This is a genomic window from Pedobacter nyackensis, assembly GCF_900176505.1.
In the GTDB taxonomy this organism is placed as follows: domain Bacteria; phylum Bacteroidota; class Bacteroidia; order Sphingobacteriales; family Sphingobacteriaceae; genus Pedobacter; species Pedobacter nyackensis.
Window position 1 is genome coordinate 36,818 of the sequence record NZ_FWYB01000009.1, and the last position, 12,541, is coordinate 49,358.

The 12,541-nt window shown below is 40.0% G+C and carries 11 protein-coding genes; 1 reads left to right on the forward strand and 10 read right to left on the reverse strand.

Going from position 1 to position 12,541, the window contains the following annotated elements; translation table 11 throughout:
• The 4 genes from B9A18_RS16170 to B9A18_RS16185 all read right to left on the reverse strand — a co-directional run bounded on the left by B9A18_RS16170 (position 1) and on the right by B9A18_RS16185 (position 2,531).
• Positions 1-489 carry a DUF6644 family protein gene (locus tag B9A18_RS16170; protein WP_200816377.1) on the reverse strand — a complete coding sequence of 163 codons (489 nt, stop codon included), beginning with the start codon at positions 487-489 and terminating at the stop codon, positions 1-3.
• 2 nt (positions 490-491) lie between these two features.
• Complete coding sequence (locus B9A18_RS16175) at positions 492-845, reverse strand: DUF6152 family protein (protein ID WP_084290449.1); 354 nt, start codon at positions 843-845, stop codon at positions 492-494.
• A gap of 60 nt (positions 846-905) precedes the next feature.
• Complete coding sequence (locus tag B9A18_RS16180) at positions 906-1,457, reverse strand: dihydrofolate reductase family protein (RefSeq protein ID WP_084290684.1); 552 nt, start codon at positions 1,455-1,457, stop codon at positions 906-908.
• Positions 1,458-1,547: 90 nt separating this feature from the next.
• Positions 1,548-2,531, reverse strand: a complete 984-nt coding sequence (locus B9A18_RS16185) for an aldo/keto reductase (protein WP_084290451.1) — start codon at positions 2,529-2,531, stop codon at positions 1,548-1,550.
• A 228-nt stretch (positions 2,532-2,759) separates the two neighbouring features.
• Here B9A18_RS16185 and B9A18_RS16190 point away from each other — a divergent pair, with 228 nt between their 5' ends.
• Entirely contained in the window at positions 2,760-4,703 is a 1,944-nt protein-coding gene (locus B9A18_RS16190; RefSeq protein ID WP_084290452.1) for a response regulator, read from the forward strand.
• A 56-nt stretch (positions 4,704-4,759) separates the two neighbouring features.
• Here the strand turns inward: B9A18_RS16190 and B9A18_RS16195 are convergent, their stop codons facing one another.
• From B9A18_RS16195 to B9A18_RS16220, 6 genes are all read right to left on the reverse strand, one after another.
• The gene (locus B9A18_RS16195; RefSeq protein WP_084290688.1) at positions 4,760-5,296 is read right to left on the reverse strand and encodes a YciE/YciF ferroxidase family protein; all 537 of its coding nucleotides are present in this window, start codon (positions 5,294-5,296) and stop codon (positions 4,760-4,762) included.
• Between the two features lie 120 nt (positions 5,297-5,416).
• Positions 5,417-6,007: a pentapeptide repeat-containing protein gene (locus B9A18_RS16200; protein ID WP_084290453.1), complete on the reverse strand. Its 591-nt coding sequence runs from the start codon at positions 6,005-6,007 to the stop codon at positions 5,417-5,419.
• 37 nt (positions 6,008-6,044) lie between these two features.
• Positions 6,045-8,972, reverse strand: a complete 2,928-nt coding sequence (locus B9A18_RS16205) for an FAD-binding and (Fe-S)-binding domain-containing protein (RefSeq protein ID WP_084290454.1) — start codon at positions 8,970-8,972, stop codon at positions 6,045-6,047.
• A 31-nt stretch (positions 8,973-9,003) separates the two neighbouring features.
• Positions 9,004-10,533 carry an L-piperidine-6-carboxylate dehydrogenase gene (gene amaB / locus B9A18_RS16210; protein WP_084290456.1) on the reverse strand — a complete coding sequence of 510 codons (1,530 nt, stop codon included), beginning with the start codon at positions 10,531-10,533 and terminating at the stop codon, positions 9,004-9,006.
• Between the two features lie 15 nt (positions 10,534-10,548).
• A complete protein-coding gene (locus B9A18_RS16215; RefSeq protein WP_084290458.1) occupies positions 10,549-11,454 on the reverse strand; it encodes a DUF1338 domain-containing protein in 906 nt (301 codons plus the stop codon).
• A gap of 7 nt (positions 11,455-11,461) precedes the next feature.
• The gene (locus B9A18_RS16220) at positions 11,462-12,523 is read right to left on the reverse strand and encodes a saccharopine dehydrogenase family protein (protein WP_084290460.1); all 1,062 of its coding nucleotides are present in this window, start codon (positions 12,521-12,523) and stop codon (positions 11,462-11,464) included.
• Positions 12,524-12,541: the final 18 nt, after the last annotated feature.

Consider the following 12,541-nt stretch of genomic DNA (forward strand, 5'->3'; position numbering starts at 1 on the left):
CTAGTATGCCAGCAAACGGCCGCAGGCAATGATCGATATCCAGACAATTATGGAAATAAGGGCCGATATTCTTGAAGACTTAGGTAGTTCATCCTGAATTTCAGGATGAACTTTCCGTTTGAATATCAATTTGTGAAAGACTAAAACATTCAACGCTGCAATCACTAATAGCGTCATTTTTAACCAGAAGGTTGGATCAAATCCCAATGTTTTTGAATTGGTAATGAAGAGTAATATTCCAGAAGGAATGATGAGCAATAATCCCCTTTGTGACCACGGTAGTAAATGGCGGGAAAGACCAACTATTGGAAGGTGTTTGGAAAAGCCTAAAAGACGCAAGTCGAACATAAAAGCTGCACCTACAAGGATAGTAATTCCGGTGATATGCACAATTTCTAAAGCTGGGTACAACCACAACGATTGACGGATATTAGAAGCCAGGGTAGTGTTTTCTAACCAATCGAGAATATCAGATGTGAACAAAGACACGTTTAACGCAATTCGTACTTAACACTATCGATAAATATACGTTCAGCGCGCATTTCCGTTTTTTTCGTTTTGTGGGGATAGGCAACCAACCTTAGCTGAGTGCCTTTCTTAATCATGTCGGCAGTTACGCCTCGGCTTATCATACGACTAGTAGGGGCCAGGTAAACAGTCCATATTTCCTTTTTGTATTTCACTTTTGCCAGCACATGCGGATTTTCATAAATTGATTCTTCTATCGTGGTTCTAAAATCCAACACTTTTTTTTGATTGTAATCGGCCCATCCATGGTGAAAAACTGTAAATGAAATGCAAAACAAGCATACAATTGCCAGCGAAATGCTTTTTAAGTGATTCATAATGATCTGTTTATTTAGTTAACAACCTGTTTGTTGATATTGTTTTCGACTGATTCTCAGTTATTCAACTTTATAGTACAATCCAACTGCTCCGGATTTGCCGGTTGTTGCCTTCAAAAGCTTCAGTTTAATTCGTTTTGAAATGGTTTTAAACAAAGGATTTCCAGCTCCCAATACTACAGGATGAACACCCATTCTTATCTCATCAACCAGATTTAAGTTTAGCAATGAAGATATCAGTCCTGAACCGCCAAAAAGCCAGATGTCTTTACCGTTCTGTTTTTTTAGATCTAGTATCACCTTGCTGATATCGGAGCTAATTACGGTTGGATTTCCTTCAAATTCCTTTATGGTATTGGAGAATACATATTTCTGCATTTTATTGATTTTGCCGTAAAACTCTTTTTCGAAATCAACAGCATCATCGGCGGGATAATGATTCCCAAAAAGCTGGTAGCTCAGCCGACCATATAAAACCGTGTCAATCTCCTTTGCGAAATTATTTAATTCGCTAGCAGTTTCTTCATCAAATGTAATCCAGTCAACTTCACGGTTTGGCCCTTCAATGAAACCATCCAGTGAAACTGCCAGAGCCAATATAAGTTTTCTCATCTCATGTTGTTTTTTGTTCCAGTTAAACAACATATTTTGTTTTTTTGTTCGAAATATGATCCTCTTGGGTGGAAGGTAAAAAAGCCAGTCCTAGATTTTGTTTAGTTCGGAATTGATGAAACTCAATTCTTCAGCGCTTAAATCAAAATTCATCGACTCAGCATTGGAAATTGCCTGTTCCGCATTTCTCGCGCCAGCCAGTACAATGGTGACGCCTTTTTGCAAACTTGTCCAGCGCAAGACTAATTGCGCAAGACTCGCACCTTTTTCCGCTGCGATCGGACGAATACTGTCGAGAAATACCTTTACTTTTTCTAGATCAAATTGACCGAAATATCCATTCCTGTGGTCATCGCTTTTAAGTTTTTCGTTCTCGAAATATTTACCGGAAAGCAAACCTCTTTCTATCGGGCTATAAACGATAATTCCAATGTTGTTTCCTATAGCGTAAGGAACAATATCATTTTCAATACCACGATTCAGCATACTATAAGCGACCTGGTTTGAAGCAGGGACAAATGTTTTACCGGCTTCTTTTAATTGATCAAGGCTGTAATTGGACACTGCTGCTGCACGAACTTTACCTTGTTTAATCAAGCTCTCCATGGCTTCCATGGTTTCATCAATAGGGGTTGTAGCATCGGGCCAATGTTGTTGAATCAAATCGATGTAATCGGTGTTTAAACGTTTCAGACTTTCTTCAACTTCTTTAATGATGTTCGCTTTTGAAGAGAATTTATAGATCGGGATATTCTTTCCGTTTTCTTCTATATCGAAGAAATGTTCGCCTTTCCCCTGATTACTACCGTCCCAAACCAGACCGAATTTGGTTAGTAACTGTACTTTTGTTCTGTCCTTCCCTTTTAAGGCTGCACCAATAAGTTCTTCACTTAACCCAAAACCATAAAAAGGAGCAGTATCTAATGTAGTAACACCATTATCCAAAGAAGCATGGATCGATTCAATAGAATCTTTTTGTGCATTTCCACCCCACATTGTACCACCAATGGCAAATGCACCGTAAGTAATGGTCGACAATTCCAGATCTGTATTTCCTAATTTTCTATATTCCATTTTGTTATTTTTTTGATGGCAAAATTCCTTAAAAAATGAGTATCATCATAATAGTATAAATAGTAGGATGGTATTATAAAAATGATAATGGGTTAAGCATCTATTTTAAATAAAATATCAGCATAGGGGCGAGCCTTGGGGGTAATTTGAAAATGAACAGATTTGAAGCGCTTATTGGCAAACCTTTTGTTATCTCTGAGCTAGACCATACAAACCGCCAAACTTAAAATGAAAATAGTGCCATCAAATACAGATCTCCAGCAGGTTTCCGAATTAGAATCATTGATAGAAGCCCTGGATGATATCATTCTGGAGTTAACGGAGAAATCGGTAATTAAACGGGTTTGGGTAAAAGATACCACCAAATTATTTATGCCTCCTGAGTCCTTCATCGATAAAAGTCTCACAGAGGTATTTGGAGAATTTGGGGATAAGTTTATTGTGTGTATAAAAAAGCTATTGGATACCGGAGAAAGACAAGAATGTATTTATCCTGATTTCGATCCCAATAAGCATCAATGGTATTGTGCTAAATTTCAAAAAATAGAGTCAGACCAGGCAGGAGTAAGGATAATTTGTATTATTGAGGATATAACCTATAAAAAGGATATTAGTGATCAACTCCAGCAAAGTACTTTAGAGCTGAAGAGAATTAATAATTTACTGGAGATTGGCTTAGATATCTCTAAAATGGGGGGCTGGGAATACAATGCTTTAAACCATGAGCTCTTTCTAACTAAACAAATTTATGATATTAATGAGTGCGATCCGGGTATAACCATTGATCGGTATAATGTGCTTGATTCTTTTGACAACATTAATAAATTGAAGTTGTTGAGGATTTTGAAAAGAACGTTTGAGCAAAATATACCTTTTGATATTGAGCTTCAGCTGACTTCCCTGAAAAGGAGTAAAAAGTGGGTGCGTTTGGCAGGAGTGCCGGTTATAGAAGGCCAAAAGACTCATTCGATCCAGGGCATATTAAAAGATATCACTCAGCATAAAAACAATGAGCTTGAACTGATAGAGGCAAAAAATCTGGCTGAACAGATAGCCAGAAAAAGAACTGAGACGCTTTCTATCATGAGTCACGAAATTCGAACGCCTTTGAATGCAATTATTGGTATCAGTAACCTTTTAAGCCAGACAGTTTTCCCGGAAAAGGAAATCATGCAGTATGTTGAACACCTCGGCTTCTCTTCAAATCATCTGTTACATTTGATCAATGATATTTTAGATCTTGAAAAGATAGAAAGTAGAAAGATGGAATTGGATGAAGTGGAGACAGATCTCGTTTTGTTGGTCAGTAATGTAAACAAACAGTTTTTACCATTAGCTGAATCTAAAAAACTTGAACTGAATTTTTATCATGATGATCAAATCCCTAAACTAATGATGGTTGATGACCTCCGGTTGAGAAGGGTATTCAATAATTTAATTGGAAATGCAATCAAATTTACCGAAAAGGGAATGGTAAGCATTACCTTAAAAACAGTAGATCTACAATTAGATCGGGCAAGTATTTTATTTCGGATCGCCGATACGGGGATTGGAATTCCAAAGCATTTTCAAAACCTTGTGTTTGATAAATTCCATCAGGTGCATCGGGCTTCCCACAGAGCGCAACAGGGAAGTGGCTTAGGTCTTAACATTACACAAGGCTTAATCAGGCTATTTAAAAGTGAAATCAAATTAATCAGTAATCCTGGTGAAGGATCGGTGTTTGAATTTCAGATTGATTTCAAATTATGTAAGCCTTCTATATCTATTAGACGGAGTATTTTACCGGAGGCCAATTTGCCTCATCTGCCGGAATTCAAATTGTTGATAGTAGACGACAACCCTACTAATTTGCTGGTAGCCTCGGGTCAACTAAAACGTTTTGGAATTATGGCCAAACAAGCTGACGGTGGTGATGCTGCTTTGGAATTCTTAAAAGCTGACAAATTTGACGTGATACTTATAGACCTGCATATGCCGGTGATGGATGGTTACCAGTTATCCAGATATGTTCAAATGCATTATCCTCAAACCATAATTGTCATTTTTACTGCGGATGTTTTAGAAGAAGTAAGAATGCGACTTAAAGAAATGGGCATTAAGCACATCTTATCAAAACCTTTTAATCCCGGGGAGATGCATGAGCTTTTTCTGGAGGTTATAAAAGCGTGAAAAAGCAAGGTTAAAATACCCCCGTGGATTAATTTCCAAGGGGGCAATAATCAATATTACTCTGCTGCTGCCTGTTCGTTTACGAAATTTTCGGCCACTTCAGTCAAAGCTACATCAGTTGCTTTTTCATTGTCAAGAGTGCGTTGAAGTAGTTCCATTACATCTGAATGTCCCATAGTACCAGCTAATGTTCTTAAAGTTCCATAGGTAGCAATTTCGTAATGCTCTACTTTTTGGGCTGCCAAAATTAAACCTGCATCACGTGTTAATGTTCCTGTCTCAGTATCTGCAATAATTGCATTTGCTTCTTCCACTAAGCCTTCCATGGCATCACATTTTTTTGCCTGTGCTTTCTCTCCAAGCAATTCGAATACCTGTTCCAAAGTAGTAATATGGGTTTTGGTTTCTTCAGTATGTTTTTCAAAGGCATCCGCTAGTTCATGGCTGGTAGCGGCCTTTTGCATTTTTGGCAAAGCTTTAGATAGATGTTTCTCTGCCCAGTAGATATCTTTTAATTCATCAACAAAGAATTCATGAAATTCAGAATTACCCATTTTTCCTGTTTTTCCAGTTACTTTTTTTGTAGTTTCCATAATCATGTTTTTATAGGATAAGGTGAGAGAGAAATATAGATGGGAGTAGTAATAACCTTCTAACTCATGGAAAGTTTTCCAAATCAAATAAAAAACAGAAATTATGGGAATTAAAGGAGATTAATTATAATCAACATCTAAGTTGTAGTGGTAAAGTAAACCCGCAAGGTTCTGTGCGGAGAATTTTGCCTGTTTTACTTTATTGACTGATGGATCAAAACTGAAATTTCTTGCAGTCCGGAAATCTGTTTTTTCTAAAACAGATCTGACAAACGTTGCACCTGAAAGATCACAATTATGGAAAATAGCGGAGGTTAAATCACTTTCTTCAAAATCGGTTTCTTTGAGGGAACAATCTGTAAACTTTGTTTTCCTAAGCTTGGCGCCATAAAAAGTCGAATAATCAAGGTGACTCTGCTCAAAATGAAAGGAAAATAAGAACTTGTTGCACTTTGAGAAATCAATGCCCAGTACTTTACAGTCGGTAAAAGTGACATCTTTAAATCCTGTACCTGTAACTATTGTGAGCGAAAAATTGCACTGTTTAAAATGACAATCCATGAAATCATTATGACTCAAATTGCTTTTGGAGAAGTCACAATTTATAAATTCACATTTTATAAACTCCCGGTTTTCTAACCGCTTTTCTGCATAATTGATACCTGTAAATGTTTTGTCCTGGTGGACAGTGGTCTCATTTGAATCGTTCATGAAATCTTTTTCTGTTCTCTAAAGATGCCAATTTTAATTAAGATGATACCAATGCACTGAATAATATTTCGACTGGATGCAGGGCTTTTCTTGCTGTCCCATCTTTGATCTGATGCCGACAACTAGTTCCTGTAGCTGCTATAGTTATTTCCTCAGTTTGTTTTCTGACATCGGGGAACAACACAAGTTCAGCAATCTGCATGGATAGATCATAATGTTCTTTTTCATATCCGAATGAGCCTGCCATACCGCAACAACCCGAAGGAATGGTTTGTACGGTATAATTTTCAGGAAAGGAGAGTATTTGTTCCGTAGCGCCCAGGGCGTTAAAAGCCTTTTGCTGACAATGGCCGTGTAGTTTAATAGACTTGGATGCAGTAGTAAATTGCGACTTTAAAATATTTCCTTTCCGGATCTCTTTTGCTAAAAATTCGTCAATCAGAAATACATTTGCTGAGAGCTTTTGTGCAGCTTCCAGCTGTTCATTATTCACCAGATCAGGATATTCGTCTCTGAAAGTCAGAATTGTGGAAGGCTCAATGCCCACAAGTGGTGTTTCATCTGTTATCAGGTTACTTAAGCACCATACATTGTGCTGTGCAATTTTCTTCGCTTTTCGTAATAGTCCCTTAGAAATGGATGCTCTACCACTTTCCAGATGCGTTGGTATGATCACTTCGTAGCCTAGGGCTTCAAGTAGCAGGATAGCCTTGATACCAATCTCCGTATCCTGGTAATTGGTAAATTCATCGCAAAAAAGGTAAACCTTTCTGCTGGTATCTTTTGGGTGTTTAGGGTCGCGCTGATGTTTCTTAAACCAGTTTTTTAAGGTCACATGATACATTTCCGGCATGCTGCGCTGTGGAGCAAATCCTGCCAGTTTTTTTACCATACCACTTAAAAAAGGACTGGTCATAGTCCAGTTGTACAAGGAAGGAATTACCGATCCTAAAGCAGCAATCCTGCTAAAATTAGCAATTAGTCGTGACCTGAACGGGATGCCGTTTGCATCCTGGTAATGCTGTAGAAATTCGGCCTTCAATTTTGCCATGTCTACATTGGAAGGGCATTCTGATTTACATCCCTTACAGCTCAGGCAAAGGTCAAGTACTTCTTTAATCTCTGTATGATCAAACTTATTGATCTGGTTGGAATGTGTCAAAAAGGTTCTCAGAATATTTGCCCTTGCCCTTGTCGTATCTTTTTCATCGTGTGTAGCCATGTAGGAAGGGCACATTGTTCCCCCGGCTAGATGTGATTTTCTGCAATCACCCGATCCGTTGCATTGTTCCACATGCTGCAACATGTTTTGTCCGGCATAACGGAACACGGTTTTAAATGTAAAATCCTTTTGTCCGGGCGTATACCTGAGCATGGTGTCCATTGGAGGTGTATCGATGATCTTACCGGGATTAAAGATTTGTTTCGGATCCCAGGTATGCTTGACCTCTTTGAGTAAAGCATAATTTTTTGATCCGATCATTTGTTCAATAAACTCCCCCCTTAACCGGCCATCTCCATGCTCGCCACTTAACGAACCTTTATATTTTTTTACCAAAGCAGCTATTTCCTCGGCAATTGTCCGAAACATTTTATTGCCTGCTTCTGATTTGAGGTTGAGGATAGGACGTAAATGCAATTCACCCGACCCCGCATGTGCGTAATGCACCGAGTACAAGCCATGCTTGCTAAGTATTTCATTAAAATCGCGGATGTAAGCCGGAAGATCCTGTACATCTACGGCAGTATCTTCAATTACCGGTACAGCTTTTTCATCACCCGGTAAATTACTTAATAAGCCCAGCCCTGCCTTTCGGAGCGACCATATCTTTTTTGTGTCGCTCCCAAATAGCAAGGGGAAATGGTAACCTAAACCTAGTTCACGTAACTCAGCTTCAACTTTTTTTGCTATTTCTTTCACCTCATCCTGAGAATCCCTGGCATATTCAATTACTAGTAAAGCTTGTGGATCTCCCTGAACAAAGAAGTTGTTTTCCCGCTGTTCGATGTTGTCTCTGGTACATTCCAAAATATAATGGTCAATCAGTTCGACAGCATTCGGTTTGTATTTTAAGGCAACTAAATTTGCCTTTAAAGCTTCTTCCAAAGTATTGAAATGCACGCAAAGTAAACCTGAATGCTCGGGTGGGAGCGGTTCCAGATTCAGTTTGATCTCTGTAATGAAGGCCAATGTGCCTTCTGATCCGGCAATTAGCTTACAAAAATTAAAATCCTCTCCACCGGCTGTAAAAGGAGCGCTGTCGAGCAAAATATCTATTGCATATCCTGTATTACGTCTTTCTACGCTTGGTTTTGGAAATTCCTTCCTGATCTCCTGCTGATTTTTATAATCCCCCAGTATTGCTCTGATGGATCGGTATAGAGATGCTTCTAGTGTTTTTCCTTCGCCTTTAGCAATGAAATCATCAAAGTTAAGGGGCTTAAATGTTGCTTCAGAGCCATCGCTCAGTATAGCGGTTATTTCAAGGGTATGTTCTCTCGTGCTTTTGTAAACGATGGAATTGGAACCACAGGAATTGTTACCAACCATGCCACCAATCATGGCACGGTTGGCTGTTGACGTTTCAGGACCAAAAAACAATCCAGCGCTTTTCAGGTAGCTGTTTAATTCATCCCTTACTACGCCCGGCTGTACCTTTACCCACCGTTCTGTGGTATTGAGTTCCAGAATCTTGTTAAAGTGTCTGGATACGTCTACTACGATACCACTACCTACTACCTGGCCTGCCAGGGATGTCCCCGCAGTACGGGGGATCAATGAAGTACCTTCGCGATCAGCAAAATTGATCAGATGCTTAAGGTCGGCTACCGAAAACGGTATGGCTACCGCAAGCGGCATCTCCGAATAGGCAGATGCGTCAGTGGCATACAATACCCTGGTTGTTTCATCTGTATAAAATTCGCCATCCATCGATCTGGCCAGTAGCTCAAGCTTTTCTTTCATCGGTTAATTTAGGTAACAAGGTAAGGATTACTTACAAATCAAACTTTATTCCTTGTGCCAATGGTAAGGTATTGGAATAGTTTATGGTATTGGTTTGTCTGCGCATATAAACTTTCCAGGCATCCGATCCACTTTCTCTTCCACCACCTGTCTCTTTTTCACCGCCAAAGGCTCCACCTATTTCGGCACCGGAAGTACCAATATTCACATTGGCAATCCCACAGTCTGAACCATTTGCTGATAAGAATTGTTCGGCTTCACGCAGGTTTAAGGTCATAATAGCCGAAGATAATCCTTGCGGTACACTATTCTGCATATTTATTGCCTCATCAATGTCACTATATTTCATCACATACAGTATGGGTGCAAAGGTTTCTTCCTGTACAATTTCGTAGTGATTTTCTACTTCTGCAATACAAGGTTTTACATAGCAACCAGATTCAAAACCTACACCGCTAAGTACACCACCTTCAACCAGGAAGCGTCCGGATTGTTGCTTAACCTTTTCAATACAATTCAGATAGGTATGTACCGCATCTTTATCAATCAGTGGTCCTACGTGGTTATTTTCATCTAGTGGATTTCCGATTTTAAGCTGACCATAGGCTTTTACCAGTCTTGCGGTAAAGTCGTCATATACGTTTTCGTGGATGATTAGTCTGCGTGTAGAAGTGCAACGTTGTCCGGCTGTTCCTACTGCACCGAATAAAGCGCCAATTACCGACATTTCCAGATCTGCATCTTTGGATATAATGATGGCATTGTTACCGCCAAGTTCCAGAATAGTCCTGCCGAATCTACCGGCCACAGCTGCAGAAACCAACCTGCCCACCCTTGTTGAACCGGTGAAAGAGATAAGTGGAATACGCTTGTCCTGATTCATCAGGTTACCACAAGGATTTCCGGTTATAAGGCTGCTGATTCCCTCAGGCAGATCATTTGCCTTCAAAACTTTTGAAATGATATGCTGACAGGCAACCGCACATAAAGGTGTTTTTGAAGAAGGCTTCCATACACATACATTACCGCATACCCAGGCTAAAGCCGTATTCCATGCCCAAACTGCTACCGGGAAATTAAAGGCTGAAATGATACTTACGATACCTATTGGGTGCCATTGCTCATACATGCGGTGGCTTGGTCTTTCAGAATGCATGGTTAGGCCATATAGCTGACGGGACAAACCTACAGCGAAATCGCAAATGTCTATCATCTCCTGTACCTCGCCTAATCCTTCCTGCAGACTTTTGCCCATTTCATAGGATACTAAAGCGCCCAGGTCGGCCTTATGCTGGCGTAACGCATCTCCGAACTGACGTACCATGTCGCCACGTTTTGGTGCAGGCACAGTCCTCCACTGTAAATAAGCCTGTTGTGCTTGTTGCATTACCGCTTCATACGCATTTTCATCTGTAGTTTGGACTGTTCCTATCACCTCACCGTTTACAGGAGAATAGGAGGTAATGGTCGCGCCTTTTGCAGGTAGCCATTTTGTACCCGTTGAGGTGCCTGAATTGGTTGATTCAATGCCAAGCCTGGTTAATATATCTTTAAGATTCATATAGCTCTAAATTTGTTAGTCTTTTGTTTGTTTGATGTATGTGCTTTCAAATATTTTATCTGCATTGTTGGTTTCAAAGCCTTCGCGCCTGTGTTCCTTTTTAATCTCTGCAGGGGGCAAATGCTTAAACTCAGGAAGAACCAGACGTTCAGAAAACTCCACATAACTACCTGCAATAGGCATGGTTTCAGCTTCTATAAAGATAGCTTCTTTCATTTCTGCAACCGTACTGCTTTGGCGTAGTAAACCATCCGGACTAACTTTAATTATTCCGCCCGAACTGTTCAGTTTCAATTCAAGTGATTCCACAAAGCAGTTAAAATCTTCAAGCGTATTATAGCCCGTTTTCAGATCATGCACGCTTATGGTATAATGATTCAGGTAATAGCGGTTGTAAATCACCCAGGCCGCATATTCACTTTCTTCCAATAAATTTCGGTAATCTTCTATAGCCGGTAATGGCCATAAGGGCTGATGAAAAAACTCACCTATCTGAAGGCCATTATCAAGGTCCAGTGCATCTACAGGATCCTGATTAATATTGTTAGTATATCTGTGAATTATTTCCTGAGCTTTTTCCGACAGGTCATCTACAATCAGCTCACTCATAAATATCCTGGGATACTCGGGCGATGGAGGTGCATACCAGTAAGCATTTAGTTTTTTTGCCTCAAAATGGTAGTAATCCATCTTTTTGTAACCCTGGTGCAGAAAGATCTTTTCGAAAGAGGCAATTCCCAAATGCGGAACGCCTAATGTCCTGAAGGCTATATGGTCGTTCACAATATCCTGCTGTCCGTCAATTACGCCGGATGAAATTAGTGCCGAGGTGATCATTCTTACGGCAGGAACCTGTTGCGCATATCGCTCAAAGAGCATGTTGAGAAAGATGTCGAGGGGCTTTTCTTTATCGAAGTTCATATTTTTATTATTTAAACAGACTGCCTGTCTTTGTATTTAGCAGGGCCTCAAGCGAAATTTCTTCCTGCTTAATAAAGCCTTTTGAAGGAAGTGATCCGTTAGCAACCATTTCAATTACCGCTACCAGACTTGCTGCTGTAGTCCATGAGATTGCCCTCCAGCTCTGGCCATCAATATCAATTGGTTTACACGATTTGTAAAACTCGTTGCGTTTTAATTCTCCGTCTTTCCAGCCTTCTGAAACCGCATAGATTAACACCACATCCTCTTCTACCACGGGTTTAGCATTCTTAAGTATGTTTTCGAGTTGTGTTTTATCATTTTTCATATGCAGCTCATGAATCAGGAAATTCATCAGGTAGCAATGTCCCGGATAACGGATCGTTTTATAATCCAGTTTATCAACTTTACCATCATAGGTTTCACACATAGTGCCCAGTCCGCCGGATGTATAAAAAGCTTCATATGCAGCACCTTCTATATTGATGGTTTCCTTGCCTTGTAAAGAGATAACTTGTTTACGCTTGCCATCGTGTATAGCTTCAGCGTCGTTGATGTATTCGTTCACTACTCCTGTGGCCGACCAGGTAAAGGAATAACCCATTTCACCATTAGGGTATTTTGGTAGTGCACCTACTCTCATTTCTATAGATCGGATCTTTTCGAACTCTTTACTTAGGTGTGCCCCAATTATCCCAATAATTCCGGGTGCGAGTCCGCATTGTGGCGCCATTACGGATGTAGCAGTTTCACTCAAGCCCCTGATGTAGGTTGTTGTATCTACATCCTCTGTTAAGTCGAAATAATGACATCCTTGCTGTTGTGCGATAAGGGCGATGGTTTTATTTAAAAAATAGGGTAGGGCCGATACTACCGCGTCGTGCTCGGAAATCAGTTTAGTCATCAATTCAACATCGGCCACATCACCGGTAATAACTTTAAAAGGAAGCGTATATGGATAATGCGGTTTCGTTTTATCCATCCCCGTAACTTCGAACTGTTTGCTGAGCAGTACTCCAACAAGGGTGCCAACCTTACCTAGTCCGAGTGTTAATACTTTTTTAATCATGTTTATATTTGGTTTGTT

Excerpts from the sequence above, each read along its gene's own strand:
- B9A18_RS16175 (WP_084290449.1), bottom strand. The coding sequence starts at position 845 with ATGAATCACTTAAAAAGCATTTCGCTGGCAATTGTATGCTTGTTTTGC.
- B9A18_RS16180 (WP_084290684.1), bottom strand. The coding sequence starts at position 1,457 with ATGAGAAAACTTATATTGGCTCTGGCAGTTTCACTGGATGGTTTCATT.
- B9A18_RS16185 (WP_084290451.1), bottom strand. The coding sequence starts at position 2,531 with ATGGAATATAGAAAATTAGGAAATACAGATCTGGAATTGTCGACCATT.
- B9A18_RS16190 (WP_084290452.1), top strand. The coding sequence starts at position 2,760 with ATGAAAATAGTGCCATCAAATACAGATCTCCAGCAGGTTTCCGAATTA.
- B9A18_RS16195 (WP_084290688.1), bottom strand. The coding sequence starts at position 5,296 with ATGGAAACTACAAAAAAAGTAACTGGAAAAACAGGAAAAATGGGTAAT.
- B9A18_RS16200 (WP_084290453.1), bottom strand. The coding sequence starts at position 6,007 with ATGAACGATTCAAATGAGACCACTGTCCACCAGGACAAAACATTTACA.
- B9A18_RS16205 (WP_084290454.1), bottom strand. The coding sequence starts at position 8,972 with ATGAAAGAAAAGCTTGAGCTACTGGCCAGATCGATGGATGGCGAATTT.
- amaB (WP_084290456.1), bottom strand. The coding sequence starts at position 10,533 with ATGAATCTTAAAGATATATTAACCAGGCTTGGCATTGAATCAACCAAT.
- B9A18_RS16215 (WP_084290458.1), bottom strand. The coding sequence starts at position 11,454 with ATGAACTTCGATAAAGAAAAGCCCCTCGACATCTTTCTCAACATGCTC.
- B9A18_RS16220 (WP_084290460.1), bottom strand. The coding sequence starts at position 12,523 with ATGATTAAAAAAGTATTAACACTCGGACTAGGTAAGGTTGGCACCCTT.